Origin of the sequence: Nocardioides panacis, assembly GCF_019039255.1 — a bacterium.
Lineage (GTDB): Bacteria > Actinomycetota > Actinomycetes > Propionibacteriales > Nocardioidaceae > Nocardioides_B > Nocardioides_B panacis.
Genome location: NZ_CP077062.1, coordinates 1780204 through 1805682, shown reverse-complemented (window position 1 = coordinate 1805682; position 25479 = coordinate 1780204). Strand labels below are relative to the sequence as shown.

The following is a 25479-nucleotide window of genomic DNA, read 5'->3' as shown; positions in this document are numbered from 1 at the left end:
GCGGGCCGGCCGCCTCCGTCCGATCCGGGACGGGGCGGCCGGCCCGACGAGTTGCCCCGTTTGTACGACGGAGGCGGGTGCTGCCCGGATAAGGTAAAGAATCCTCGCCGCGCGGGTCGTGGTGGGCTCGATCCTCTTGGGGGAGACATGCACGCATCCAGGCCGGGCGCCGTCGTCGGTGCCCTCGTCGCGGTCGCAACCGCCGCCGCCACCCTGCTGGTCCTCACGCCCGCCGCCGACGGCGCCGGCAAGAAGACCGTCAGCCGGGTCACCGCCACCTGGCCGGCCGCCACGGCGACGCTGGGCCAGACGGCGACCGTGCACGGCACGGTCACCAGCAAGCGGCTCGAGGCCCGCAAGGTCAGCGTGTACGTCTCCTTGAAGTCCGGCTGGCGGCTGGCCGGCTCGACCCGGTCGACGGCGTCGGGGAAGTTCTCCGTCACGCTGCCCACGAGCTACTACTACTCCCGCCCGGTGCAGCTGCGCTCCCCCGCCACCGGCCGCGCCCAGGCGGTCGTCACCAAGCCGCGCACGTTCACGGTGACCCCGGCCTCCGCCCCGGCCCCCTCGCGCTACTCCTGGAAGCCGGCGGTGGCGGGGCAGGAGACCCGGGTCAACCCCTGCGCCCCGGTCACCTACCGGATCAACCCCGGCGTGCCGACCTCGGGCGCGGCCTCCTCGGCGATGGTCACCGCCGCGTTCAAGCGGCTCGGCGAGGCCACCGGCATCACGTTCCGCAACCTCGGCTACACCACCGCGTTCCCGCGCCCCCGCGGCGCGGCCCCCACCCCCTGGCCGACCGACAGCACGATCGTGGTGGCCTGGGCGAAGCCGGACGCCACCCAGACGTTCTACGAGCTCGGCGGGGACCCGCGCTTCGCGATCTACTCCCAGAGCGGCATCCTGGCCACCCGCACCGCCCACGACGCCCAGGGTCCGGTCCGGCGGATCACCCGCGCCGGCGTCGTCCTCGACGCCGCCCCGGACCCGACCAGCGGCGCGCTGGAGCTGCGCAGCTGGAGCCTGATGCACGAGCTCGCCGCGTCCCTCGGCCTCGGCGCCGTCACCGACGGGAACCAGAAGATGAGCGAGATCATCCCGAACGCCGCGGTGGACACGAGCTGGGGCGCCGGCGACCTGTCCGGCCTCAACCGGGTCGGTCTCGTCGAGGGCTGCGTCACCGACGGCCGCCGCTGACCCGGCGACTCTGGCGGCGCAGAGCCTGCCGACCCGGCGACTCTGGCGGCGGAAAGCCCGCCGACCCGGCGACTCTGGTGCTCAGTGGCAGTCGCGGTCGAGGATCCCGGTCAGCCGGCCGCGCTCCGCGGTCGACAGCGGCAGGACCACCCGCTGCACCGGTCCGCTGCCCAGCCGCACGTAGGCGCTGATCAGGAACGTCTGCGAGCTCTGCCCGAGCGCGTGCGCGTCGCAGCGGTGCGCGGATCCCATCAGCACCGGGAACGCCAGCACGTCGGCGTCCGGAGCGAGCTCCCCCGGCAGCGCGCGGCGCCCGGCCCGCGGCACGAGGTCGAGCAGCACGCTCCCGCCGAGGTCGACCAGCCGCACCCGGTCGGTCGCCCCGGGACGGTGCCGGATCACCAGCCGGCCGGGCAGGTACTCCTCCCCGCGCAGCCTCTCGGTGTACGTCGCCAGCCGCAGGTGCACCGACGCGGCCCGGTCGAGCACCTGGGCCGCGCAGGCCTTGGCGTGCAACCGGTCGAGCAGCCCCGGGTCCTCGACGCGCAGCGGCAGCCGGGTGGTCCGGCCGTCGACGACCGCGACCAGCACCGGGTCGGTGGCCGGTGGCCGGCTGCACCGCGCCGCGCCGTACGCGATCGTGAAGGCGGCCGTCTGCCCCGGGTGCACGGCGTCGTCGGGGATCGGGACGGTGGGGAACGCGAAGCCGTCCCAGGAGATCGTGGCCCGGCTGACCCGGATGTCGTGGTCGCTGTCGTTGGTGACGCCGGCCTTGAGGTTGCGGGTGCCCTCGTCGAAGCGGAACTGGGCGACCGAGGCGTCCAGGTGCAGGGGCGCGGTCGAGGTGGCCGGCGTCGCGGGCGGCCGGTCGGCCGAGCAGCCGGCGAGCACGGCCAGGGGCAGGGCCGCAGCGGCGAGGGCGGCGGCGCGGAGGCGGGACATCAGTCGAACCCTGGCACCCGGCTCCCCCGCTGTCCATGGCACCATCGGAGGCCGGAGAGGTCCGTCGCGCGACACGCGGTATCGGTGGTTTTGCGTATCTCACATGTGAGATAAAGTCCGCCGCATGACCGATGACTACCTCGCCCGGATCGGCAACCTCATCCGCGACGCCCGCAAGCACCGCGGCTGGACCCAGCAGCAGCTCGCCGACACGCTGTCCACCAGCCAGAGCGCCGTCAACCGCATCGAGCGCGGTCACCAGAACCTCTCCCTGGAGATGCTCGCCCGCATCGGCGAGGCCCTCGACTCCGAGATCGTCTCGCTCGGCGCCGGCCCGACGCACCTGCGGGTCACCGGCCCCACCACGCTCTCCGGGTCGATCGACGTGAAGTCCTCCAAGAACGCCGGCGTCGCACTGCTCTGCGCCTCGCTGCTCAACCGCGGGCGTACGACGCTGCTCAAGGTCGCGCGCATCGAGGAGGTCAACCGGCTCCTCGAGGTGCTCGCCAGCATGGGCGTGCAGACCCGCTGGCTCAACGACGACAACGACCTCGAGATCATCCCGCCGGCCGACCTCGACCTGGACCGCATCGACGAGGAGGCGGCCCGTCGTACCCGTTCGATCATCATGTTCCTCGGCCCGCTGATGCACCGCCAGGACGTCTACGAGCTGCCCTACGCCGGCGGCTGCGACCTGGGCACGCGGACCGTCGAGCCGCACATGGCGGCGCTGCGGCCCTTCGGCCTGGAGGTCAAGGCCACCGAGGGCAGCTACCACGTCACCGTCAACCGGGCGATCTCCCCGTCCCGGCCGATCGTGCTGACCGAGCGCGGCGACACCGTCACCGAGAACGCCCTGATGGCCGCGGCCCGCCACGACGGCGTCACCGTGATCCGCAACGCCAGCCCGAACTACATGGTCCAGGACCTCTGCTTCTTCCTGGAGAAGCTCGGCGTGCGCATCGACGGCGTCGGCACCACGACGCTGACCGTGCACGGCACCCCGGAGATCGACGTCGACGTCGACTACGCGCCGTCCGAGGACCCGATCGAGGCGATGTCGCTGCTCGCCGCCGCGATCGTCACCGACTCGGAGATCACCATCCGCCGGGTGCCGATCGAGTTCCTCGAGATCGAGCTCGCGCTGCTCGAGGAGATGGGCCTGCGCTACGAGCGCAGCGAGGAGTACGTCGCAGCGAACCAGCACACCCGGCTGGTGGACATCACCACCCGGCACTCCGAGCTGCACTCCCCCATCGACAAGATCCACCCGATGCCGTTCCCGGGCCTCAACATCGACAACCTGCCGTTCTTCGCGGTGATCGCCGCGGTGGCCGAGGGCCAGACGCTGCTGCACGACTGGGTCTACGAGAACCGCGCGATCTACCTCACCGAGCTCACCAAGCTGGGCGCCTCGGTCAAGCTGCTCGACCCGCACCGGGTGATGATCGAGGGCCCGACGCGCTGGCGGGGCACCGAGATGATCTGCCCGCCGGCGCTGCGTCCCGCGGTCGTGATCCTGCTGGCGATGCTGGCCTCGAAGGGCACCTCGGTGCTCCGGTCGGTCTACGTGATCAACCGCGGCTACGAGGACCTCGCGACCCGGCTCAACGCCCTCGGCGCGAGCATCGAGACCTTCCGCGACATCTGACCCGGCGACTTCGGCGGGGAAAAGCGGCCGACCCGGCGCCTTTGGCGGCGACGAACCGCCAGAGTCGCCGGGTCGGCGCGCGCGAACCGCCAGACACGCCGGGTCAGCGCGCGCGAACCGCCAGAGTCGCCGGGTCGGCGTGCCTGTGGCCGCCAGAGTCGCCGGGTCAGGTGAAGAGCGACTCGATGTAGGCGCGGGTCACCGGGCGGCTGGGCGGCGGCACGGTCATGTCGGCGGTGATCCGCGGCAGCGGCATCGTCTTGGGGCCGCTGTCGCGGTGCCAGTCGTTCTCGGCCTCGATCAGGTTGCCGAGGTCGGCGCGCTCGAGGAAGACCCCCTCGCACGACGTGCACTGGTGGACCGTGACGTCGCCGAGCGTGCGCGCGGACATCGGGGACTGGCACTGAGGGCAGGTCATCTCGGCGTCCTGGGACATGGGGCCGACGGTACTCCCGACCGGCTCGGGGCGCTCCCCCGCCACGCTGCCCTGAGTACGAACGCGGATGCGCGCGGCCGCGATTCGCGGCCATCGTGGTCGCATGGACGTGGATACTGCTCGCGTGACGCGACCGCACACCGGGTTCCCGTATCTCGACGCCGGTCGGGACAGCGGCGGCGTGCTCGCGTTCGCGCACCGCGGCGGCGCGCACCACCCCGACCTGGTCGGCCTGGAGAACACCCTGACCGCGTTCGAGCACGCCGTCGGCCTCGGCTACACCCACCTCGAGACCGACGTGCACCTGACCAGCGACGGGGTGCTGCTGGCCTTCCACGACGGGGTGCTGGACCGGGTCACCACGAGCACCGGGACCATCGCCGACCTGGCGTACGTCGACCTCGCCGACGCCCTGATCGGCGGACGCGAGCCGATCCCGCTGATGGCCGACCTGCTCGAGCAGTTCCCGCGCACCTGCTTCAACATCGACCTCAAGTCCGACGCCGCGGTGCCGGTGCTGGCCGCCCTCGTCGAGCGCACCGGCGCCCACCACCGGGTCGGCATCGGGTCGTTCTCCGAGACCCGGCTGCGCGACTTCCGCCGGCGGGTGTCGCGGCCGGTGGCCACGTCGTACGGACCGCTCGGCGTCAGCCTCGGACGCTTCGCCCCGCGGCTGCTCGCGGAGATGGTGCTGCGCGGCCGCGGGGACGCGTTCCAGGTGCCGCACCGGCTCCGCGGCGCGACCCTGGTGACCGAGGGCTTCGTCGAGCGGGCGCACGCGGCGGGCCGGCCGGTCCACGTGTGGACCGTCGACGACCCGGCCGAGATGCACGAGCTGCTCGACCTCGGGGTCGACGGACTGATGACCGACCGGACCGACGTGCTGCGCGAGGTCCTGGTGGACCGCGGGCTGTGGAGGGGGACACCATGACCGACGTGACCAGCCCGGGCGGGATCGCGAACCTCGAGCCGCTGGCCCGCCAGCGCCAGCAGAAGGCGTGGAACTGGTACGACTGGGCCAACTCGGCGTACTACACGACCGTGCTCAGCGTGATGTTCGCGCCGTACATGATCACCGTCGCGGGCCGCGCCGCCGGCTGCGTCGACCCGGACGAGACCTGTTCCAAGACCGTCAGCGTGCTCGGGCTGCACCTGGCCGCCGGCTCGCTGCCGTTCTACCTGACCAGCTTCGCGACCATCGCCAGCGCGTTCCTGCTGCCGGTCGTCGGCGCCTTCGTGGACCGGTCCGGGCGCAAGAAGCTGCACATGGCCGGGTTCGCCTGGGCCGCCTCCTTCTTCACCGCGCTGCTGTTCTTCATGCAGGGCGACCACTGGCAGATCGGCGCCGTGTCGATCGTGCTGAGCAGCGTGCTCGGCGGCTGCTCGCTGGTCAGCTACTACGCGATCCTGGTGGACATCGCCACCGAGGAGGAGCGCGACCGGGTCTCCTCGCGGGGCTGGGCGTGGGGCTACCTCGGCGGCGGGCTGCTGCTCCTGGTCAACCTGGTGATGTTCCTCGGCCACGACGCGCTCGGCCTGTCCCAGGAGCTGGCCGTGCGGCTCTCCCTGCTGTCCGCGGCCGTGTGGTGGGCCGGCTTCACGCTGATCCCGGTGCTCCGGCTGCGCGACCACCCGCCGCACCACGTGGTCGCCGAGTCCGGCGGCCTCCTGCAGCGCTCCTTCGGCCAGCTGTTCACCACGCTGCGGGAGATGCGCGGCTACCCGATGACGCTGACCTTCCTGCTCGCGTTCCTGTTCTACAACGACGGCATCCAGACGGTGATCGGCGTCGCCTCGACGTACGGCTCCAAGCAGCTCGGCTTCGGGCAGTCGGTGCTGATCGCCACGATCCTGCTGATCCAGTTCGTGGCGTACGGCGGGGCGCTGCTGTTCGGACGGCTCGCGGCGCGCTACGGGTCCTACCGGTCGATCCTGGGGGGGCACCTACGCCTGGATGGTGATCGTGGTGCTGGCGATGTTCCTCCCCGAGAAGAACGTCGCGCTGTTCCTGACCCTGGGCGTGGCCATCGCGATCGTGCTCGGCGGCACCCAGGCGCTCTCCCGGTCGTTCTTCAGCCTGCTGATCCCGCGCGGGCGCGAGGGCGAGTACTTCGCGCTCTACAACGCCTGCGAGCGCGGGACGTCGTGGTTCGGGACGTTCCTGTTCGGCCTGGTGTTCCAGCTCAGCGGGTCCTACCGCCCGGCGATCGTCGCGCTGGTCGTGTTCTTCGTGCTGGGCGCGTTCTTCCTGCTCCGGCTGGACCCGAAGCGCGGCATCCGCGAGGCCGGCAACGCCCTGCCGTCGGTCGTCTAGGCGCCGGGCGGGGACCGGCCGCGGGCTGGACCAGCTGGCGGCGGTTTCCGGCGCGGGAGCGGTCCGGGGCGCCGGTATGCTGGTCGTCACGCGTTCCCCGCGTGTGGCGTGGCCCGGTTTGGGTAACTGAACCCAGAGCACGGCACCCGTCACACCGAGGGAGCGGAGGGAATCTCCTCCGCACCTGGTTCGTTGGGAGGGGTGGAAGGCGTCGGGGCGGCTGGTTCGTGCCGCACGGCGTACACACGGGGAAACACAAACCAGGAGGTGGCTCATGGGAGAGCGCACTTTGCGCGGCGCCCGCCTTGGGGGCCAGAGCTTCGAGGACGAGCGCGGGATCGAGTTCGCTGCCCGCCAGAACGTCGGCTACGCGTGCCCGCAGGGGCACGAGTTCGAGGTCCCGATGTCGGTCGAGGCCGACGTCCCGGCGGTGTGGGAGTGCCCGCGCTGCGGTGCCGAGGCCCTGAACCGCGACGGCCTGACCAAGGAGGCCAAGGTCGAGAAGCCGGTCCGCACGCACTGGGACATGCTGCTCGAGCGTCGCTCCATCAAGGAGCTCGAGGAGATCCTCACCGAGCGCCTCGAGCTGCTCCGCGGCGGCGAGATCGGCCCGGCGCACCTGCACCGGCCGTCGAAGAAGAAGGCCAAGTCGGCCTGACCTCGACCTCGAGGACAGTCAGTCGACGACCTCGCCCTGGACCACACCATCTGGTCCGGGGCGTTGTCGCGTCCGGGCCCCGTCTCCCCCGACCGTGGCCGACCCGGGGCGCCCGAAGCCGGGAGCACCCGGCCCGGACAGGAACTTGCGGGTCAGGAACCGGGTGAGCGCCGCACGGGCCAGCGGCCGGGTGACCGGCAGGATGCAGAAGAACCCGACGACGTCGGAGAGGAAGCCCGGGGTCAGCAGCAGCGTGCCGCCCACCAGGATCAGCGCGCCGTCGGCGAGCTCGCGGGCGGGCATCCGGTGCTGCTGGAGGGCCTCCTGGAGCGCACCCCAGGCGCGGGTGCCCTCGTGCTTGATCAGCCAGCTGCCCAGGAAGCCGTCGGCGATCAGCAGCAGCACCGTCCACCACGCGCCGATCACCTGGCCGACCTGGATCAGCACGTAGATCTCCAGCACCGGCAGCACCACGAACAGCAGCGCCAGCACCCACCAGGGGACCCATCGCCTCATCGCCGCTCCTCGGGACCGGCGGCCTACCTGCGGCCGCGTCGTGCCCTCGAGAATACGTCGCGGACCTGACGACCGCGCTCCCGCAGGCCCCAGGCGGTGATCCGGCGCAGCGACTCGGTGGCCACGTCCCGGGTCATCTTGGACTCGCCGCGGACCCGCTCGACGAACTCGATCGGCACCTCGACGACCCGGAGACCGGCGCGCAGCGTGCGGAACGCCAGGTCGGTCTGGAAGATGTACCCGGCCGACTCGACGCTGGCCAGGTCGATCGACTCCAGGGTCGTCCGCCGGAAGACGCGGTAGCCGGCCGTCACGTCGCGCAGCGGGATGCCGAGCAGCAGGCGGGCGTAGAGGTTGCCGCCGACCGACAGCAGCTTGCGCGACAGCGGCCAGTTCACCACCCGGCCGCCGGGGACCCAGCGCGAGCCGATCACCAGGTCGGCGTCGCGCAACGCGTCCAGCAGGGCCGGGAGCTGCTCGGGCTGGTGGGACCCGTCGGCGTCCATCTCCCCCACCACGTCGTAGCCGCGGTCGAGCGCGACCCGGAAGCCGTGCAGGTACGCCGCGCCGAGGCCGGCCTTCTCGGTGCGGTGCAGCACCGTGACGTGCGGGTCGGCGGCGGCCAGCGCGTCGGCCAGCTCGCCGGTGCCGTCCGGCGAGCCGTCGTCCACGACCAGCACGTCGACGTCCGGGTTCGCGACCCGGACCCGGCGCACGATCCACTCGACGTTGTCGCACTCGTTGTAGGTCGGGACGACCATCAGGACGCGGCCGAGGGCCCCGGCGTCGTGCGTGCTCATCGGTGCGTTCCCCCGTGGTCGTGGTCGTGGCTGTGGCGCGGCCGACGACGATAGCCCACGAGCAGACCGAGCAGGACCGTGACCGCCGCGAGCCCGGACAGCAGGAGCTCGGGCCACGGACCCAGCACCACGGCCGGGGTCCGCGCGCTGACCAGGCCCACCTGGTGCTCGAGCACCGCGCGCTGCCTCGACGGCGCCCGCTCGACGACGTGGCCGTCGGGGGCGACGATCCCGGAGATGCCGTTCGTGGAGGCCACCACGACCCAGCGACCCGTCTCGATCGCGCGCAGCCGGGACATCGCGAACTGCTGCTCGATCTGGCCGGTCCCGGTGTACGTCGCGTTGTTGGTCGGCACCACGACGACGTTCGCGCCGTCGTCGACCAGGCTGTGCAGCAGCCCGTCGTACGCGACCTCGAAGCACATCAGCACGCCGACCGTGGCGGGTCCGACCCCCAGCACGCCGGGCCGGGTGCCGCGGACCATGTCGTTGGGGATCTGGTTCAGCGCCGGGACGCGCGGGGCGAGCACGGACCGGAGCGGGATGTACTCGCCGAACGGCACCGGGTGGGTCTTGTCGTAGTACCGGCCCGGCGTGCCGTCGGCCGACCAGACGATGGCCCGGTTGAACCAGCCCTGGTCGACCCGGTCCCCCACCACGGCGCCCATCAGCAGCGGCGCGCCGACCGCGCGGGCGGCCCCGCCGATCGCCGCGGCCGCGCTCGGGTCGGCGTAGGGGTCGATGTCGGAGGAGTTCTCCGGCCACACCACGAGGTCCGGGCGCGGCGCCGTGCCGGCGTCCACCCGGGCCGCCAGCCCGAAGGTGGCGTCGACGTGGTTGTCGAGGACCGCACGGCGCTCGGAGAACGCGTCCAGGCCCTCCCCCGGCACGTTGCCCTGCACGGCGGCCACGGTGGCCCGCGGCGCGTCAGCCGGCGGCTGCCAGGGCAGCAGCGAGGCCACGCAGGCCAGCACCCCGGCGGCAACCACTGCCGCGGCGGCGCGCACGGGTGCCCGGCGGCCGTGCAGCACCGCCCAGGCCAGCGTGGTGCCCAGCAGGGCGACCAGGAACGTGGTGCCGGGGGCGCCGACGTAGGCGAAGGCGGCCGCGACCGGGGTGTCCTCGACGGCGAAGGACAGCCGGCCCCACGGGAAGCCGCCGAACGGCACGACCGACCGCAGCGCCTCGACCGCCACCCAGGCCGTGGCGGCCCAGAGCGGCCACCACGGCAGGCGTACGACGACCCGGGTGGCGAGTCCGGCCAGGCCGTAGAACAGGCCCTCCAGGACCGCCAGCGGGATCCACGCGTAGACGCCGATCACCTGCAGCCACGGCAGCAGCACCAGCATGAACGCCGTACCGAACACGAAGCCGACCCAGAAGCCGGAGCGCGGCCGCGGCGCACGGGCGGCGAGCAGGGTGGTCGCGGCGACCGCGAGCGGCAGCAGCAGGACCCAGTGGTAGGGCTCGAAGGCCAGGGCGGCGGCGACGCCGGCCAGTGCGGCCAGCACGCTGCGGGCGAGCAGCCTCACCGCATGTCCTCCTGAGTGGTCCCGTCCGCCTGGTGCGGGTGCCCAACCTACCGGCGGACGCGAAAAGAGCCCGGACCCTTCGGACCGACCACGCCGCCGCTGGGTGCGGAGGACGGTGCCGTTGTCTACTGGGCGCCGGGCTCTTGTTCGTGTGCCATCCCCCCGAGTTCGCGCCGACCTCCGGGACCCGCGTGGCACCGGGTTCGTGGTACCCGACCCGGTCACGCGGCCACCTGGACGTCAGCCCGACACGACGGCCTGCTCGATGGAACCCGGAGAGACTGTCTGGCCGACCGGGGAGGTGTCAACCTCCCCCTGACCAGGCGGTTCGCCCCAAAAGCGCAGGTCATCGGCCCTTCCGCTGCACCGGTCGTGCGGACGTGTTTTTTGCGTCGCGCGGCGTGTCGTCCGCCGACACGCCGGACCGGTGTGTCATGGGCGCGCGGGCACCACGACGACGCCCGTCGCGGTGGTCGCGACGACCGGCTCGGCGAGCAGCTCCGCGGACGACTCCGACCGGTCCGGCCGGCCCCGGGCCACCACCACGGCCTGCAGCTCCAGGGTGCGCGAGCGGCGGCCCGCCGTGACCACCTCCGCGGTGATCTCCAGGACGTCGCCGGCGCGCACCGGGGCCCGGAACTGCACGTCGGAGTACGACGCGAACAGCCCCTCGTCGCCGTCGGTGCGGATGCACATCTCGGTCGCCACGTCGCCGAACAGGCCCAGCGAGTAGGCGCCGTCGACCAGGTTCCCGGCGTAGTGCGCGTGCGAGTAGGGCACGTAGCGGCGGTGCGTCACCCGCGTGCCCACGATCTCCCCCCGGTCCCTCGTGCCCGGCCGGTCGACCTTGTCCCCCGGCTGGTCGAGCTTGTCCCCCGGCTGGTCGAGCTTGTCGAGACCACTCATGCGCCGACCTTCTTCCGGTTCGAGACAAGCTGGTGGGTGAGGTAGGAGGCGACCTCGCCCGGCGTCGTGCCGCGGGCGAAGACCCGGTCCACGCCGAGCTCGCCGGCCATCTTCTCGTCGAAGCGGGGGCCGCCGACGATCAGCAGCGGCCGCCGGTCGCTCGGGTAGGACTCCCGGAACGCCGCGGACATCTCCTTGGTGTTCACGATGTGCGCGTCGCGCTGGGTGACCACCTGGGAGACGAGGATGGCGTCGGCCCTCTCCTCGCGCGCCCGGGCGACCAGCTGCGGCACGGACACCTGGGCGCCGAGGTTCACCACCTTGATCTCGCGGTAGTACTCCAGGCCCTTCTCGCCGGCGAACCCCTTGATGTTCATGATCGCGTCGATGCCGACGGTGTGCGCGTCGCTGCCGATGCAGGCCCCGACGACCGTCAGGCGGCGCCGCAGGCCGCTCTTGATCGCCGCGTTGACCTCCTTGGGGGTCATCAGCGGGTAGTCGCGCTCGACGATCTCGACCGTGGAGGTGTCGACCAGGTGGTTGACCCGGCCGTAGACGACGAAGAACGTGAAGTCCGGGCCCATCGCCTTGGCGTGCACGACGAGCGCCGGCTCGATGCCCATCTTGTTGGCGAGCTGCGCCGCCGCGCCCTCGGCGACCTTGGAGTTGGCCATCGGGAGGGTGAAGGACACCTGCACCATGCCGTCGCCGGTGGTGTCGCCGTACGGCCTGAGGATGGTCATCACGCCTCCAGGATCTCGGTCGCGGGGTTGAAGTAGCCGGGTGCCTTCTGGGCCACGCCCTCGAGCCCGCGTCCGGCGTCGGCGGGCCGCTTCATCAGGCCGAACGTGCCGTCCGCGATCGCGTCGAGCAGCCCGGTCCTGGACTCGTGCGCCAGGATCCGCTCCAGCAGGTCGATGCTCTCGGCGAGCACCTCGTTGGCGCGCTGGACGATGAAGCCGTCGGGGCGCGGCACGAAGTCCTCGTGCAGGTTGCCGGCCGCCTCCATGACGTAGCGGACGTTCTGCAGGGCCAGGTCGCGGTCGGAGATCCACGGCGTGACCACCGCCTCGGTCATCATCCCGACCAGCAGGATGCTCTGGCCGGTGAGCACCCCGGCGAGGTTGAAGAACGCGTCGAGCAGGTAGCCGCGGAACACGTCGCCGGTCATGTGCCGGGTGGGCGGCATCCACTTGAGCGGCGCCTTCGGGAACAGCTCGCGGGCCAGCAGGGCGTGCGCGAGCTCCATCCGGAAGCTGTCCGGCACCTCGGGGTTGATCTCGAAGGCGTGGCCCAGTCCGAGCTGCCAGTCCTCGAGGCCCGCCTCCTTGGCGAAGTACTCGTTGAGCAGCTGGCTCACTGTCACCGTGTTGGCCGCCTCGATGGCGTCGGCGGTGGTGAGGTAGTTGTCCTCACCGGTGTTGATGATGATGCCGGCGCGGGCGTGCACCTGGCGGCTGAACCGCTGGTCGACGAACGTCCGGATCGGGTTGATGTCGCGGAAGAGGATGCCGTACATCGAGTCGTTGAGCATCATGTCCAGCCGCTCGAGCCCGGCGAGCGCGGCGATCTCCGGCATGCACAGCCCCGAGGCGTAGTTGGTCAGCCGCACGTAGCGGCCGAGCTCCCTGCTCGACTCGTCGAGCGCCGCCCGCATCAGCCGGAAGTTCTCCTGGGTGGCGTAGGTGCCGGCGAAGCCCTCGCGGGTCGCGCCCTCGGGGACGTAGTCGAGCAGCGACTGTCCGGTGGACCGGATCACCGCGATCACGTCGGCGCCCTCGCGGGCCGCCTGCTGGGCCTGCGGGATGTCCTCGTAGATGTCGCCGGTCGCGACGATCAGGTAGATCCACGGCTGGTGCTGCGGGTCGCCGTGCCTCTTGACCATCCGGTCGCGGTCGCGGCGGCGCGCGTCGACGCGACGGATGCCCGCGCCGACCTGCTTGCCCGCGGCGGTGCGGGCCCGGGTCAGGTCGCGGCCCTCGGGCAGCCGGAAGCGCACGCCGCCGGCGGACGCCTTCTGGGCCAGCACGGACAGGTCCTCGGCCTCGCCGCGGACCAGCGCGTCCCAGACCGGGAGCGCGATGCCGTGCTCGAGCCCGACATCCCCGCGTACGGCGTCCAGCAGCCGGTTCACCCACGGGATGCCGTCGGCGTCCGCGCCCTGCAGGCCGGCGAGCCGCAGGGTGGCCCGCTCGACCGAGACGGTGGTGTGCTTCTTGGCCAGGTTCACGATCGGACGGCCGGCCTGCCGGGCCAGGGTCCGCGCCTTGCGGACGGTGGCCGGGTCGAGGTCGAGCTTGCCCCTCGGGGTCCGGCCGGTCGAGCTTGTCGAGACCATCAGGTCAGTGCTCCCTCGTGTTCGTAGGCGATCTCCCCCGCGACCAGCGTCAGCACGCAGGCCGGCAGCTCGGTGTCGGGGGCCAGGTCGGGCAGCTGGGGGACGCCGGCGCGCGGGTCGGTGGACCACGCGGCGACCCGGGAGTCGGGCGTCTGCACGGTCAGCGAGCCGGGCACGTCCCACACGGCGATGCTGGCCGGGGCGCCGAGCGCGATCACGCCGCCCTCGTCGCGCCGGGCCGCGCGCCAACCACCGCGGGTGTGCGCGTTGAACGCCGCCCGCACGGTGATCCGCTCGGTGTCGGTGTGGTGCCAGGCCGCGGCGCGCACGGCGCCCCAGGGCTCGAACGGGGTGACCGGGGTGTCCGAGCCGAAGGCCAGCGCGACGCCGGCGCGGTTCATCGAGGCGAACGCGTTCATCGGCAGGGCGCGCTCGGCGCCGAGGCGCTGGGCGTACAGCGAGTCGGTGCCGCCCCAGTAGCCGTCGAACATCGGCTGCATGCTGGCGGTCACGCCGAGCTCGCCGAGCACCGCCATCTCCGCCGGGCTGGCCATCTCGACGTGCTCGAGCCGGTGCCGGGCCTGCACGATCGCGGGCGCGCCGAGCAGCTCGGCGGCCGCGCGGAGGCCGGCGACCACCTCGGCCACGGCGCGGTCGCCGATGACGTGGAAGCCGGACTGGAGGCCGGCGCGGGTGCAGGCCACCACGTGCTCGGTGACCTGCCCGGCGTCGAGGTACAGGTGGCCCGAGGTCTCCGCGTCGGCGTACGGCGCGTGCAGCGCCGACGTGCGCGAGCCGACCGAGCCGTCCATGCACAGGTCGCCGGCGTTGCCCGCGCAGCCGAGGGCGACGGCCGTGTCGACGGCGCCGAGCTCGCCCCAGTAGCCGACCACCTCGGGCAGCGTCGCCCGCGCGGTCAGGGCAGCCGAGATCTGGAGGTCCTCGGGCGGGCAGATGTGCGGGGCGCCGAGCTCGTGGACCATGCCGATGCCGTGCCGGGCGGCGTCCTGGAGCGCGCGCAGGATCGCGTCCTCGCGCGCGGAGGGCGGCAGCAGCCGGAACAGCCCCTCGCGGGCCAGGTGGTGCGCGTCGCGCGAGACGAGCCCGCTCGCGTCGTACCCCTCGGCGTGCACCATCTCCGGGCAGGCGTCGAGGAAGGCGGTGCTGACCACGGCGGAGTGCACGTCGACCCGGCCGAGGTAGGCGGGGCGGCCGTCGGTGGCCCGGTCGACCTCCTCGCGGGTGAACGGTCGCTGTTCGGGCCACAGCGTCTCGTCCCAGCCCTGGCCGAGCACGACCGGGGAGGACGTGGCCCGGGTGTGCGCCGCGAGGGCGTCCAGCGCCTCGTGCAGGCTGGCGACCCCGGTGAGGTCCACGCTCACGGCGGCGAACCCGGTCTGCGCCAGGTGTGCGTGGGCGTCGACGAAGGCCGGGGTGACCAGCCGGCCGTCGAGCTCGACGATGCGGTCGGCGTTGTCGGCGAAGTGCACCGAGGCGTCGTCGTCCCCCGTCCAGACGATCGTGCCGTCCTCGACGCAGAGGGCGGTGGCGTGCGGGTCGGCGGGCGTGTGGACGTAGCCACCGCGGAGCAGGATGCGAGTCACCTCCCCATCCTCACAGCCGGCGCTCGAACAGGCTGCGCACCCCCGCGTGCCCGCGCAGCAGGGACATCGCGAAGTCGGCGTGCCCGGGGACGTAGCCGTTCCCGACCAGCATCGTCACGTCGGCGGCGAGACCCTCCGCGCCCAGGGCCGCGGCGCTGAACGAGGTGGCCATCGAGAAGAAGATGACGGTGCCGCGGTCGGCGGTGGAGAGGATCGCGCCGCCCTCGCACCCGGGTACGTCGACGCAGACCACCGTGACGTCGGCGGGGCCACCGGCCTGCTGCACGGCCGCGGACAGGGCGACCGGGTCCCGCGCGTCGGCGACCGCGACCACGTCGGCGATCCCGGCACCGGTGAGCAGGTCCGCCTCGGCCTGGTGCGGGACGACGCCCACGGTGCGGCGCGCGCCGGCCTGCTTGGCCGCGGCCAGCGACAGCGACCCGGACTTGCCGGCGCCGCCGATCACGGCGACCACCGGTCCGTGCGTCGAGCCTGTCGCTTGTCCTGCGGAGTCGAGGGACGGGGCGCCCCCAAGGGACGCGACGTACTGGCCGACGACCCGGGCGGTCAGGGCCGGCGCCCCGCAGACGTCCATCACCGACAGCGACAGCTCGGCGGGCAGGTCGTCGGGGATCACCGCGACGATGGAGCGGCCGAAGAGGATGGCGTACCCGTCCGCGGGGACCTGCTCGCTCCGGCCGTCCCAGCGCGCGAGGCCGTCCTCGATGACCAGCGGCGTCAGGGTCAGGGAGACCAGCGTGGTGACCCGGTCCCCCACCTGCAGGCCGAGCGGCGAGTCCGGCCCGACCTCCTCGACCGTGCCGACCAGCATCCCACCGGACCCGGTCTCGGGGTTCTGCATCTTCCCGCGGGCGGCGACGATGCCCAGCACCGCCTCGCGGACCCGGTCGCCGTCCCCGTCGTGGGTGCGCTCGAGCTGCCGGAAGGACGCCGCGTCCAGGTTCAGCCGCTCGACGCGCACCCGGACCTCGTCGGGCCACAGCTCGCGACGGGTGTCCAGGCGCTCGGCGGCCTGCGGCAGCACGCCGGCGGGCGCGACCACCCGGTGGAGGCCGACGGGGCTGCCCTGCTCGCTCACGGCTGTCCTCTCTGACAGGTCGATCGATGACGGGAAATCCTTCGGCGGTTCGTTCGACAGGCCGGAGAATCTTTGCGTATCGTGGCACGCACGGGATGCGTCGTACAAACCCGACGCGCACTCTTCTTCGAACACGGAGCACGTGATGAGCATCGAGACGTCGATCGGTCTGGAGACCGGTCAGCCCTACCCCTACCGCCGGGTCGAGCTGGTCGAGCCGGACTGGACCCGCTTCCCGGGCTGGAAGGACGTGACGTCCGAGCAGTGGGAGTCCGTGCAGTGGCAGCGTGCGCACTGCATCAAGAACGTCCGCCAGCTGCGTGCGCTGTTCGGCGACCTCCTCGACGAGGCGTTCTACGCCGACATGGAGCGCGACCAGGCCGAGCGGGCCACCATGTCGATGCTGGTGCCGCCGCAGATGATGAACACGATGGCGCCGCGCGAGACGCCCCGCGGCCCGGGGTCGCTGACCGAGGCGATGTACGCCGACCCGGTCCGTCGCTACATGCTCCCGGTGTTCTCCGACCGGCGCACCGACTTCCCGTCGCACCCGCACGCCACCCGCGACTCGCTGCACGAGCACGACATGTGGGTGGCCGAGGGCCTCACGCACCGCTACCCCACCAAGGTGCTCGCCGAGCTGCTGCCGACCTGCCCGCAGTACTGCGGCCACTGCACGCGCATGGACCTCGTCGGCAACTCGACGCCGACGATCGAGAAGCTGAAGTTCCTCGGCAAGCCGGTCGACCGGCACGCGGAGATGATGGCCTACCTCCGTCGCACGCCGTCCGTGCGCGACGTCGTGGTCTCCGGCGGCGACGTGGCGAACATGCCCTGGCCGCGCCTCGAGGAGTTCCTGACCGGGCTGCTCGAGATCGAGAACGTCCGGGACATCCGGCTGGCCACCAAGGCGCTGATGGGTCTCCCCCAGCACTGGCTGCAGGACGAGGTCCGCGCCGGGGTCGAGCGGGTCGCCCGGACCGCCCGCGACCGCGGCGTGTCCCTGGCGATGCACACCCACGTGAACCACGCCGCGTCGGTGACGCCGCTGGTCGCCAAGGCCTCCAAGGCGATGCTCGACGCCGGCCTGCGCGACGTTCGCAACCAGGGCGTGCTGCTCGACGGGGTCAACGCCGACCCGGACGCGCTGCTCGACCTCTGCTTCACGCTGCTCGACGGCGCGCAGATCATGCCCTACTACTTCTACATGTGCGACATGATCCCGTTCTCGGAGCACTGGCGGGTCTCGGTCGCCGACGCGCAGCGGCTGCAGCACCACATCATGGGCTACCTCCCCGGCTTCGCGACGCCGCGGATCGTCTGCGACGTACCGTTCGTGGGCAAGCGCTGGGTGCACCAGATCGCCGACTACGACACCGAGCGCGGCATCTCCTACTGGACGAAGAACTACCGCACCTCCATCGAGGCGGCCGACCCCGAGGCGCTCAGCCGGACCTACGCCTACTACGACCCGATCCACACCCTGCCCGAGGCCGGCCAGGAGTGGTGGCGCCAGCACGCCGGCGACCCCGACGTGGTGCTCGCCGAGGCCGAGCGCTCGGCCGAGGCCTCCCGCACCGCAGCCGAGGCACAGAAGACCCTCACCCTCTCCTGACCCGACCCGGACCCGACCCGGGCCTCAGTTCCTGTCGACCCGGGCCCAAGTTCATGTCGACCCGGCTTGAGTTCATGTCGACCCGGGCCCAAGTTCATGGTGACCCGGGCCTGAGGGAAGTTCGACCTGGCGGGAGGCCCGGGTCGAGCTTGCGGGAGGCCCGGCTCGAGCTGGTGGGAGGCCCGGGTCGAGCTTGCGGGAGGCCCGGCTCGAGCTGGTGGGAGGCCCGGGTCGAGCTTGCGGGAGGCGCGGGTCGACCTGGTGGGAGGCCCGGGTCAGCGGAGGTTGGTGAGGGACTCCACGAGCCGGGCGATGGGGCTCTCCAGGTTCCACTTCTCCGACAGCGCGACGAGCGCCTCGGGGTCCACCGGGCTCAGCGGCAGCAGCAGCTCCGGCTTCCCCAGGTCGATGTCGCGGGCGACCCGCGTGACGTGCGCGGCCACCTCGGGGTAGTCCCCCGCGTCGATGATCTTGCGGCGCGGGCTCGGCGCGATGTTGGAGTCCGGGTCGGCTGCCGCGGCCCGCAGCCCGGGCAGGTCGCCGAAGCGCTGCAGCAGCGTCGCCGCGGTCTTCTCCCCGATCCCGTTCACGCCGGGCAGGCCGTCCGACGCGTCCCCGCGCAGCGCCGCGAAGTCGGCGTACTGGCGGCCGTCGATCCCGTACTTCTCCTGTACGACGGAGTTGGTGACCCGCTCGTGCCGGCCGACCCCCCGCGCGATGTAGAGGATCCGCACCTCGTGGTCGTCGTCGACGAGCTGGAACAGGTCCCGGTCCCCGGTCACCACGTCGACGGGCATGCCGGCGTCCTTCGACAGCGTCCCGATCACGTCGTCGGCCTCGTACCCGTCGGCGCCGACCACCGCGATCCCGAAGGCCGCCAGCACGTCGCGGATGACCGGCACCTGGATCTCCAGCGCGTCGGGCACCTCCTCGACGTCGGGACCGTCGGTGACGACGTACTCCACGCGGTGCGCCTTGTACGACGGGATGAGGTCGACCCGCCACTGGGGACGCCAGTCGTTGTCCCAGCAGCACGCGAGATGCGTCGGCCGGTAGTCCGTGACCAGCCGCGAGATGAAGTCCAGCAGGCCCCGCACGGCGTTGACCGGGGTGCCGTCCGGGGCCTTGAACGAGTCCGGCACGCCGTAGAACGCGCGGAAGTACATCGAGGCCGTGTCGAGCAGCATAAGGCGCGAGGTCACGCCCCGAGTCTTCCATGGCGGGACACCGGATCACCGCACTCGGGACCGTTAGGGTGGCGCTCGTGGAAGACCTCGACCGGCGCATCCTCACGCTCCTCGCCTCCGACGGCCGCATGTCGTTCACCGACCTGGGGAAGGCGACCGGGCTCTCGACCTCGGCCGTCCACCAGCGGGTCAAGCGCCTCGAGCAGCGCGGCCTGATCAAGGGGTACGGCGCGACGGTCGACTTCGACCAGGTCGGGCTGCCGCTGACCGCGTTCATCTCGATCCGGCCGATCGACCCCTCGCAGCCCGACGACTCGCCCGACCGGCTGAGCGCCATCACCGAGATCGAGAGCTGCTGGTCGGTGGCCGGCGACGAGTCCTACATCCTCAAGGTCCGGGTGGCCAAGCCCTCGGACCTCGAGGAGCTGCTCGCCCGCGTCCGTGCGGTGGCCAACGTCTCCACCCGGACGACGATCGTCCTCTCGACTCCCTACGAGGGCCGGCCGGTCAGCAGCTGAACGCCAGGCCCGGGTCGACCTGGTGCCAGGCCCGGGTCGACCTGGTCCCAGGCCCGGGTCGACCTGGTCCCAGGCCCGGGTCGACCGTCCCCTCGGCTCGCCTACTCCGACACGGAGGAGTAGGCGACCACGCCGTGCCGCAGGGCGGCCGAGGTGGCGCGGGCGGCCTTGCGCAGGACGCCGTCGCCGGATGCGTCGGCGACCTGGTCGGTGACGTCGAGCAGCTGCTTCATCCAGCGCACGAAGTCGCCGGCCGCCAGGTCGGTCTCGGAGAGCACCTCGTCGAGGCTGGCGCCCTCGGCCCACCGGTAGGCCGCCCAGGCGAACCCGAGGTCCGGCTCGCGCAGGAAGTCCAGCTTGTTCTCCCGCTCCAGCGCGTCGAGGTCCGCCCAGAGCGCGACCATCTCGGCGAGCACGCCCTGCAGCCGGCCGCCGGGCAGCCGGGGCGCCGCCGCGTCGTCGGGGCGCCGGCTCTCGAACACCAGCGCGGACAGCGCGGCCGCCAGCTCGGCGGGCGACAGGCCGTCCCACAGGCCGTTGCGCAGCGACTCGGCCGCGACGAGGTCCATGTCGGTGTAGATCCGCATCAGCCGGGCGCCGGTCTCGGTGACCTCGTCGTCCTCGAGGTAGCCGAGCGCGGTCAGCACGTCGCAGACCCGGTCGAACTGCCGGGCGATCGTGTTCGTGCGCTGCTCGATGCGCCGCTGCAGCGTCCGGGTGTCCCGCTCGAGCTTGTGGTAGCGCTCGGCCCAGCGGGCGTGGTCCTCGCGGTCCGAGCAGCCGTGGCACGGGTGCGCCCGCAGCTCGGCGCGCAGCCGGGAGATCTCCCGCTCGCCGTCGGCCTCGGGGCGCACCGCCGGGCCGCGTCCGCCGGCCGGTGCCGCTCGTCGCGGGGGCGGCGTGGAAGCCCTGGGTGCGGACCCGCAGCGCCGAGGCCAGGTCGCGCCGGGACTGGGGGTTGCGGCCGTTGAACGTCTTGGGGATCCGCATCCGGGTGAACGCCTCGACCGGGACCGGGAAGTCCACCATCGAGAGTCGGCGCGCGTTGCGGTCGGCGGTCAGGACGTAGGGCCGGGGGCCGTCCCGGTCCGAGCGCATGCCCGGGTTGATCACCACGGCCATGCCGGAGAACTTGCCGGCCGGCACCTCGATCACGTCGCCGGGGCGCAGCGCCTCCAGGGACGCGACGACCTGGTCCCGGTTGTCGGCCCGCTTGGTCCTGGCCTGCGCGGTCTCCGCGTCGGAGAGCCGCCGGCGCAGCCGGGAGTACTCCATGAAGTCGCCGAGGTGGCAGGTGGCCGCCTCGGCGTACCCCTCCAGCGCGTTCTCCGCCTTGCGCAGCTGCCGGGCCAGCCCGACGACCGCCTTGTCCGCCTGGAACTGCGCGAACGACGACTCGAGCAGCTCCCGGGCGGTGGCCCGGCCGACCTGGTGCACGAGGTTCACCGCCATGTTGTACGACGGGCGGAAGGACGACTTGAGCGGGTAGGTGCGCGTCGAGGCCAGGCCGGCGACCGCCTTGGGGTCGAAGCCCTGCTGCCACAGCACGACGCCGTGGCCCTCGACGTCGATGCCGCGGCGCCCGGCACGACCGGTGAGCTGGGTGTACTCCCCCGGGGTGATGTCGGCGTGCGTCTCGCCGTTCCACTTGGACAGCTTCTCGATGACCACCGAGCGGGCCGGCATGTTGATGCCCAGCGCCAGCGTCTCGGTCGCGAACACCACCCGGCACAGCCCGTTGGTGAACAGGTCCTCGACGCACTCCTTGAAGGTCGGCAGCATGCCGGCGTGGTGGGCCGCGACGCCGCGCATCAGGCCCTCGAGGAAGTCGTGGTAGCCCAGCACGTGCAGGTCCTCGTGCGGGATGTTGCGGCAGCGTCCCTCGACGAACGTCCGGATCTGCTCGCGCTCCTCCGGGGAGGTCAGCTTGAGGTTGGCGTTCAGGCACTGGGTCACCGCGGCGTCGCAGCCGACCCGGCTGAACACGAAGATGATCGCCGGCAGCAGGCCCTGGCCGTCGAGCTTCTCCACCACGTCGTACCGGCTCGGGAGGTACTGCCGCGAGGGGCCCTGGCCGCGGGCGCCGGCGCGGGTGCGGGGCGCGTTGCGCTTGGTGCGGTGGTCGCGGGTGCGGGTGGACCGGAAGTCGTCGCGGGCGATCCGCATCAGGTCCGGGTTGACCTGCGGGGTGTCGGAGACGTCGTCCTTGAACAGGTCGTAGATCTTCTTGCCGACCATCACGTGCTGGTAGAGCGGGACCGGGCGGCGCTCCTCGACGATCGTGGTGGTCTCGCCGCGGACCGTCTCGAGCCACTCGCCGAACTCCTCGGCGTTGGACACCGTCGCGGACAGGGAGACCAGCGCCACCGACTCGGGCAGGTGGATGATCACCTCCTCCCAGACCGCGCCGCGGAACCGGTCGGCGAGGTAGTGCACCTCGTCCATCACCACGAAGCCGAGACCGGTCAGCGTGGAGGATCCGGCGTACAGCATGTTGCGCAGCACCTCGGTGGTCATCACGACGATCGGCGCCTCGCCGTTGATCGTGTTGTCACCGGTGAGCAGGCCGACCTGGTCGGCGCCGTACCTGCGCACGAGGTCCGCGAACTTCTGGTTCGACAGCGCCTTGATCGGGGTGGTGTAGAAGCACTTGCGGCCCTGGGAGAGCGCCAGGTGGACGGCGAACTCGCCGACGATCGTCTTGCCCGAGCCGGTCGGGGCGGCGACCAGCACGCCGCGTCCGGCCTCGAGCTCCTTGCAGGACCGGACCTGGAAGTCGTCGAGCGCGAAGTCGTACATCTGCACGAAGTCCGCGAAGACCGGCGCGCTCTTCTCGCGCCGGTAGCGGGCGTAGCTCTCGGACGGGGACGGCATCAGGGCACCAGCACCTTCAGCGCCAGGGGCGCGACGTCGACGGTCAGGGGCAGCGCGCCGATGCGCTCGCCGTCCGCGTACGCCACGATGCCGGGCGCGGCGACGGTGACGCTGCGGACGCGGTGGTGCTCGTACTGCGGATGGCGCGTGTGCTTCCCGGTGAACAGCTGGGGGTAGGTGCGCACCAGGCCGAGCTTGCTCATGGTCTTGATGACCACCACGTCGAGCCAGCCGTCGTCGAGGGAGGCCCCGTGGGTGATCCGCAGGCCGCCGCCGAACGACTCGCCGTTGCCGACCGCGACCAGCATCGCCTCGACCTGCCGCACCTCCCCGTCGAGCTCGAGGGTGTACGGCAGCGGGTCGAAGACCCGCAGCTCGGCCAGCGTCGCCAGGTTGTAGCGCATCTGCCCGCGCGGCCAGGACATCGCGTTGGCGCGCTCGTTGACCTTGGAGTCGAAGCCGGCGGCCAGCACGGTCACGAAGTACTGCCCCCCGGCGCGGCCCAGGTCGATGCGCCGGGTCCGGGAGCCGACCACCACGTCGGCGGCCGCCTGCGGGTCGCTGCGCGGCAGGTCGAGGTAGCGCGCCACGTCGTTGCCGGTGCCCGACGGGATGATCCCCAGCGCGGTCTCGGTGCCGGCGAGCGCCTGGACCGCGAGGTGCACCATGCCGTCGCCGCCCACCACCACCAGGCTCTCGACGCCGTCCGCCACGCAGCCCTGGGCCAGCTCCAGGGTCTCGTCGGCGTCCCGGCCCGCGAGGTTCCGGACGTGGAAGCCGGCCTCGCGCAGGCGCGGCAGCGCGATCGCCGCGGTGCGCGTGCCGCGCCCCTTGCCGGAGGTCGGGTTCGTGAGGAGCGCGATCTCTCTGGCCACCCGGCGAGCCTACGCGGCGCCCGGTCACCGGTACGTCGCGACGCTCGGGTCGCGGGCGCCCACTACCGTGACGGCATGACGCTGCACGTGCCCGCCCCCGACGGCCGGCTCCTCGAGGTCCTCCTGTCCGGCCCCGACGACGGTTTCCCGCTGGTCTTCCACCACGGCACGCCGCAGGCCGCCGTACCGGACCCGCTGCTGGAGCGTGCCGCCGCCGAGCGTGGGCTGCGGGTGGTCGCCTGGTCCCGGCCGGGGTACGGCGGCTCCACCCGGCGCGCCGACGGGGCGACCACCGCGACGGTCGCCGACGACGCCGCCGACGTCGCGGTGATCCTGGACCACCTCGGGCTCGGGGAGTTCCTGAGCGTGGGCTGGTCCGGCGGCGGTCCCCGGAGCCTGGCCTGCGCGGCGGTGCTGCCCGACCGGTGCCGCGCCGCGGTGTGCGGCGTCGGCCTGGTGCCGCCTGCCGAGTACGACGGGGACATCCGTGACGGGATGGGCGAGGAGAACGTCGCGGAGTTCACCGCCGCGATGGCCGGCTCCGCCGAGCTCACCGCCCTGCTCGAGGACTACGCGCCGGGCGTGTTCGCGGCGACCGCGGCCGACGTGGCGGACTCGCTGGGCAGCCTGGCTCCCCCGGTCGACCGGGCCGCCCTCACCGGGGACCTGGCCGAGGTGATCGCGGCGACCTTCCGGCGGGCCGGCGAGCAGGGCATCGCGGGGTGGCACGACGACGACCTGACGATGCTGCGGCCGTGGGGCTTCTCGGTGAAGGAGATCGCGGTGCCCGTCGCGGTCTGGCAGGGCACCGAGGACATGATGGTGCCCTTCGCGCACGCCGAGTGGCTGGCCGCGAACATCCCGGGCGTGCACGCGCACTTCGCGCAGGGCGAGGGGCACATCTCGCTGTTCGCCAGCATGCCGACGATCCTCGACGACCTGCTGGAGATCGCCGGCCTGCGCTGAGGACGGTCCCGGGCGGCGTCAGGCGGGCGGGCTGACCCGCTTGGGCATGAACAGCTCCAGCACGCCCATCGCCAGCGCCAGCACCAGGATGCCGATGAACACCCGGTGCACCCCCGTCGCCAGGGTGGCGGCCGTCGGGTGGTCGCCGACCACGGCGTTCACCATCGCCCCGAATACCGCGACCCCGATGGCCGAGCCGACCGAGCGGGAGAACATGTTGGTGGCCGTGGCGACCCCGCGCTCGCCCCAGGCGACGCTCGACTGGGCGACGACCAGGGCCGGGGCGGCGACCCAGCCCATCCCGAAGCCGATCAGCAGGCAGCCCAGCGCCACGTGCCACAGCGAGCCGGCCGGGTCCATCAGCGCGAGCACCAGCGAGCCGGCCACCGCCAGGCTGACGCCGAGCAGGCCGGTCGCCCGGAAGCCGATGCTGAGGTACAGCCGGCCGGACAGCGCCGCCGACACCGGCCAGCCGAGGGTCAGCGCGGCGAGCGCGAAGCCGCTCACGATCGCCGAGGCGCCGATCACGTCCTGGCCCAGGGTCGGCACGTAGGACGACAGGCCCAGGATCAGGCCGCCGACCAGCAGCGAGAGCGCGCTCGTGGTCCGCAGCGTCCGGCTGCCGAACACCCACAGCGGCAGCACCGGCTGGGCCACCACCCGCTCGACGAGCACGAAGCCCACCAGGGTCAGCGCGGCGGCGCCGAAGATCGCCGGGGTCTGCCAGGCCGTCCAGGCCCAGGAGTGGCCGCCCTCGAGCAGGCCGAGCACGACCAGCGTGGTGGACACCGTGAGCAGCGCGGCGCCGGCGTAGTCGACCTTGACGTGGCCGCGCTCCACCTTCTCGCTGAAGCGGCGCAGCATGACTGCGGCCAGCAGGCAGAGCGGGACGTTCACCCAGAAGATGAACCGCCAGGTCAGCAGCTGGCTGAACACGCCGCCGAACGTGGGGCCGATGACCGAGGAGATCCCCCAGACGCTGGCGACGTACCCCTGCACCTTGGCGCGCTCGCGCAGCGTGTAGATGTCGCCGATGATCGTCATCCCGATCGGCTGTACGGCGCCCGCGCCGAGGCCCTGCAGGCCACGGGCGACGATCAGCACCGGCATGCTCCAGGCCACCGCGCAGAGCACCGAGCCGAGCAGGAACACCCCGATGCCGTAGTACATCAGCGGCTTGCGGCCGAACTGGTCGGCGAGCTTGCCGTAGACGGGGACCGTCGCGGCCTGCGCGAGCAGGTAGACCGAGAACAGCCACGGGAACTCCCGGAACCCGCCGAGGTCCCGCACGATCGACGGGACCGCGGTCGAGACGATCGTCTGGTCGAGCGCCACCAGCGCGGTCGACAGCATCACCGCGATCAGCACCGGTCCGCGCGCGGAGCGCAGGCCGATGTCCCGGCGGTTGACCTGGCTGCTCTGGGTGTCGGTCACGAGAGGTTGCAGCAACC

The 25479-nt window shown here is 72.5% G+C and carries 22 protein-coding genes and 2 pseudogenes; 9 read left to right on the top strand and 15 right to left on the bottom strand.

Annotated features, from left to right (window positions below; translation table 11 throughout):
- Window positions 1-147: 147 nt before the first annotated feature.
- Window positions 148-1197 carry a hypothetical protein gene (locus KRR39_RS08710; protein ID WP_216941642.1) on the top strand — a complete coding sequence of 350 codons (1050 nt, stop codon included), beginning with the start codon at window positions 148-150 and terminating at the stop codon, window positions 1195-1197.
- An 81-nt stretch (window positions 1198-1278) separates the two neighbouring features.
- On the opposite strand, the gene KRR39_RS08705 is transcribed toward KRR39_RS08710, so the two are convergent.
- Window positions 1279-2139 (bottom strand): hypothetical protein, encoded by an 861-nt coding sequence (locus KRR39_RS08705; RefSeq protein ID WP_216941641.1) that lies wholly within the window; start codon window positions 2137-2139, stop codon window positions 1279-1281.
- A gap of 124 nt (window positions 2140-2263) precedes the next feature.
- On the opposite strand from KRR39_RS08705, the gene KRR39_RS08700 reads away from it, so the two are divergent.
- Window positions 2264-3790, top strand: coding sequence for a helix-turn-helix domain-containing protein (locus KRR39_RS08700; RefSeq protein ID WP_216941640.1), 1527 nt, complete (start codon window positions 2264-2266; stop codon window positions 3788-3790).
- Window positions 3791-3956: 166 nt separating this feature from the next.
- On the opposite strand, the gene KRR39_RS08695 is transcribed toward KRR39_RS08700, so the two are convergent.
- A complete protein-coding gene (locus KRR39_RS08695) occupies window positions 3957-4226 on the bottom strand; it encodes a TFIIB-type zinc ribbon-containing protein (RefSeq protein ID WP_216941639.1) in 270 nt (89 codons plus the stop codon).
- Between the two features lie 181 nt (window positions 4227-4407).
- Between KRR39_RS08695 and KRR39_RS08690 the strand changes: the two genes are divergently transcribed.
- From KRR39_RS08690 to KRR39_RS08680, 4 genes and pseudogenes are all read left to right on the top strand, one after another.
- Entirely contained in the window at window positions 4408-5157 is a 750-nt protein-coding gene (locus KRR39_RS08690) for a glycerophosphodiester phosphodiesterase family protein (protein WP_436972052.1), read from the top strand.
- A pseudogene (locus KRR39_RS08685) lies at window positions 5154-6110 on the top strand (MFS transporter); the annotation flags it as partial. The gene KRR39_RS08690 and the pseudogene KRR39_RS08685, both read left to right, overlap by 4 nt.
- A 70-nt stretch (window positions 6111-6180) precedes the next feature.
- The gene (locus tag KRR39_RS24605) at window positions 6181-6540 is read left to right on the top strand and encodes an MFS transporter (RefSeq protein WP_254185614.1); all 360 of its coding nucleotides are present in this window, start codon (window positions 6181-6183) and stop codon (window positions 6538-6540) included.
- Window positions 6541-6814: 274 nt separating this feature from the next.
- Entirely contained in the window at window positions 6815-7198 is a 384-nt protein-coding gene (locus KRR39_RS08680) for an RNA polymerase-binding protein RbpA (protein WP_216941637.1), read from the top strand.
- Between the two features lie 18 nt (window positions 7199-7216).
- Here KRR39_RS08680 and KRR39_RS08675 read toward each other — a convergent pair whose 3' ends face one another.
- The 8 genes from KRR39_RS08675 to kdd form a co-directional block, all read right to left on the bottom strand.
- Window positions 7217-7714, bottom strand: a complete 498-nt coding sequence (locus KRR39_RS08675) for an FxsA family protein (protein ID WP_216941636.1) — start codon at window positions 7712-7714, stop codon at window positions 7217-7219.
- A 23-nt stretch (window positions 7715-7737) separates the two neighbouring features.
- Window positions 7738-8514, bottom strand: coding sequence for a polyprenol monophosphomannose synthase (locus tag KRR39_RS08670; protein WP_216941635.1), 777 nt, complete (start codon window positions 8512-8514; stop codon window positions 7738-7740).
- Window positions 8511-10046, bottom strand: coding sequence for an apolipoprotein N-acyltransferase (gene lnt / locus KRR39_RS08665; RefSeq protein WP_216941634.1), 1536 nt, complete (start codon window positions 10044-10046; stop codon window positions 8511-8513). Before lnt ends, KRR39_RS08670 begins: the two co-directional genes overlap by 4 nt.
- A gap of 432 nt (window positions 10047-10478) precedes the next feature.
- Window positions 10479-10952: a 3-aminobutyryl-CoA ammonia lyase gene (gene kal / locus KRR39_RS08660; protein ID WP_216941633.1), complete on the bottom strand. Its 474-nt coding sequence runs from the start codon at window positions 10950-10952 to the stop codon at window positions 10479-10481.
- Entirely contained in the window at window positions 10949-11695 is a 747-nt protein-coding gene (kamE, locus tag KRR39_RS08655; protein ID WP_216941632.1) for a lysine 5,6-aminomutase subunit beta, read from the bottom strand. The genes kal and kamE overlap by 4 nt, the downstream gene beginning before the upstream one ends.
- Window positions 11695-13290, bottom strand: a complete 1596-nt coding sequence (gene kamD / locus KRR39_RS08650; RefSeq protein WP_216941631.1) for a lysine 5,6-aminomutase subunit alpha — start codon at window positions 13288-13290, stop codon at window positions 11695-11697. Before kamD ends, kamE begins: the two co-directional genes overlap by 1 nt.
- Window positions 13290-14894: an amidohydrolase gene (locus KRR39_RS08645; protein ID WP_216941630.1), complete on the bottom strand. Its 1605-nt coding sequence runs from the start codon at window positions 14892-14894 to the stop codon at window positions 13290-13292. Before KRR39_RS08645 ends, kamD begins: the two co-directional genes overlap by 1 nt.
- Window positions 14895-14904: 10 nt before the next feature.
- Window positions 14905-15993 carry an L-erythro-3,5-diaminohexanoate dehydrogenase gene (kdd, locus tag KRR39_RS08640; RefSeq protein WP_216941629.1) on the bottom strand — a complete coding sequence of 363 codons (1089 nt, stop codon included), beginning with the start codon at window positions 15991-15993 and terminating at the stop codon, window positions 14905-14907.
- Between the two features lie 145 nt (window positions 15994-16138).
- Here kdd and KRR39_RS08635 point away from each other — a divergent pair, with 145 nt between their 5' ends.
- On the top strand, window positions 16139-17608 hold the full coding sequence (locus KRR39_RS08635; RefSeq protein ID WP_216941628.1) for a KamA family radical SAM protein: 1470 nt from the start codon (window positions 16139-16141) through the stop codon (window positions 17606-17608).
- A 275-nt stretch (window positions 17609-17883) separates the two neighbouring features.
- On the opposite strand, the gene KRR39_RS08630 is transcribed toward KRR39_RS08635, so the two are convergent.
- Window positions 17884-18810: a 5'-3' exonuclease gene (locus KRR39_RS08630; protein ID WP_367303716.1), complete on the bottom strand. Its 927-nt coding sequence runs from the start codon at window positions 18808-18810 to the stop codon at window positions 17884-17886.
- Window positions 18811-18824: 14 nt separating this feature from the next.
- Here KRR39_RS08630 and KRR39_RS08625 point away from each other — a divergent pair, with 14 nt between their 5' ends.
- Complete coding sequence (locus tag KRR39_RS08625; RefSeq protein WP_436972043.1) at window positions 18825-19313, top strand: Lrp/AsnC family transcriptional regulator; 489 nt, start codon at window positions 18825-18827, stop codon at window positions 19311-19313.
- Between the two features lie 101 nt (window positions 19314-19414).
- On the opposite strand, the gene KRR39_RS24600 is transcribed toward KRR39_RS08625, so the two are convergent.
- The 3 genes and pseudogenes from KRR39_RS24600 to KRR39_RS08615 all read right to left on the bottom strand — a co-directional run bounded on the left by KRR39_RS24600 (window position 19415) and on the right by KRR39_RS08615 (window position 23062).
- Window positions 19415-19882, bottom strand: a complete 468-nt coding sequence (locus tag KRR39_RS24600; RefSeq protein ID WP_254185704.1) for a hypothetical protein — start codon at window positions 19880-19882, stop codon at window positions 19415-19417.
- A gap of 403 nt (window positions 19883-20285) precedes the next feature.
- A pseudogene (locus KRR39_RS26635) lies at window positions 20286-22112 on the bottom strand (DEAD/DEAH box helicase); the annotation flags it as partial.
- Between the two features lie 74 nt (window positions 22113-22186).
- Window positions 22187-23062, bottom strand: coding sequence for a diacylglycerol kinase (locus tag KRR39_RS08615; protein WP_216941626.1), 876 nt, complete (start codon window positions 23060-23062; stop codon window positions 22187-22189).
- Window positions 23063-23137: 75 nt separating this feature from the next.
- On the opposite strand from KRR39_RS08615, the gene KRR39_RS08610 reads away from it, so the two are divergent.
- Window positions 23138-24028 (top strand): alpha/beta fold hydrolase, encoded by an 891-nt coding sequence (locus tag KRR39_RS08610; protein ID WP_216941625.1) that lies wholly within the window; start codon window positions 23138-23140, stop codon window positions 24026-24028.
- A gap of 18 nt (window positions 24029-24046) precedes the next feature.
- On the opposite strand, the gene KRR39_RS08605 is transcribed toward KRR39_RS08610, so the two are convergent.
- A complete protein-coding gene (locus tag KRR39_RS08605; RefSeq protein WP_254185612.1) occupies window positions 24047-25477 on the bottom strand; it encodes an MDR family MFS transporter in 1431 nt (476 codons plus the stop codon).
- Window positions 25478-25479: the final 2 nt, after the last annotated feature.

What these genes read in the sequence shown, in the direction of transcription:
- KRR39_RS08695 (WP_216941639.1), bottom strand. Translation starts at nt 4,226, where the DNA reads ATGTCCCAGGACGCCGAGATGACCTGCCCTCAGTGCCAGTCCCCGATG.
- KRR39_RS08610 (WP_216941625.1), top strand. Translation starts at nt 23,138, where the DNA reads ATGACGCTGCACGTGCCCGCCCCCGACGGCCGGCTCCTCGAGGTCCTC.
- KRR39_RS08670 (WP_216941635.1), bottom strand. Translation starts at nt 8,514, where the DNA reads ATGAGCACGCACGACGCCGGGGCCCTCGGCCGCGTCCTGATGGTCGTC.
- KRR39_RS08635 (WP_216941628.1), top strand. Translation starts at nt 16,139, where the DNA reads ATGAGCATCGAGACGTCGATCGGTCTGGAGACCGGTCAGCCCTACCCC.
- KRR39_RS08710 (WP_216941642.1), top strand. Translation starts at nt 148, where the DNA reads ATGCACGCATCCAGGCCGGGCGCCGTCGTCGGTGCCCTCGTCGCGGTC.
- KRR39_RS08675 (WP_216941636.1), bottom strand. Translation starts at nt 7,714, where the DNA reads ATGAGGCGATGGGTCCCCTGGTGGGTGCTGGCGCTGCTGTTCGTGGTG.
- KRR39_RS08700 (WP_216941640.1), top strand. Translation starts at nt 2,264, where the DNA reads ATGACCGATGACTACCTCGCCCGGATCGGCAACCTCATCCGCGACGCC.
- kamE (WP_216941632.1), bottom strand. Translation starts at nt 11,695, where the DNA reads ATGACCATCCTCAGGCCGTACGGCGACACCACCGGCGACGGCATGGTG.
- KRR39_RS08625 (WP_436972043.1), top strand. Translation starts at nt 18,825, where the DNA reads ATGGCGGGACACCGGATCACCGCACTCGGGACCGTTAGGGTGGCGCTC.
- KRR39_RS24605 (WP_254185614.1), top strand. Translation starts at nt 6,181, where the DNA reads ATGGTGATCGTGGTGCTGGCGATGTTCCTCCCCGAGAAGAACGTCGCG.
- kamD (WP_216941631.1), bottom strand. Translation starts at nt 13,290, where the DNA reads ATGGTCTCGACAAGCTCGACCGGCCGGACCCCGAGGGGCAAGCTCGAC.
- kal (WP_216941633.1), bottom strand. Translation starts at nt 10,952, where the DNA reads ATGAGTGGTCTCGACAAGCTCGACCAGCCGGGGGACAAGCTCGACCAG.
- KRR39_RS08680 (WP_216941637.1), top strand. Translation starts at nt 6,815, where the DNA reads ATGGGAGAGCGCACTTTGCGCGGCGCCCGCCTTGGGGGCCAGAGCTTC.
- KRR39_RS08705 (WP_216941641.1), bottom strand. Translation starts at nt 2,139, where the DNA reads ATGTCCCGCCTCCGCGCCGCCGCCCTCGCCGCTGCGGCCCTGCCCCTG.
- KRR39_RS24600 (WP_254185704.1), bottom strand. Translation starts at nt 19,882, where the DNA reads ATGGACCTCGTCGCGGCCGAGTCGCTGCGCAACGGCCTGTGGGACGGC.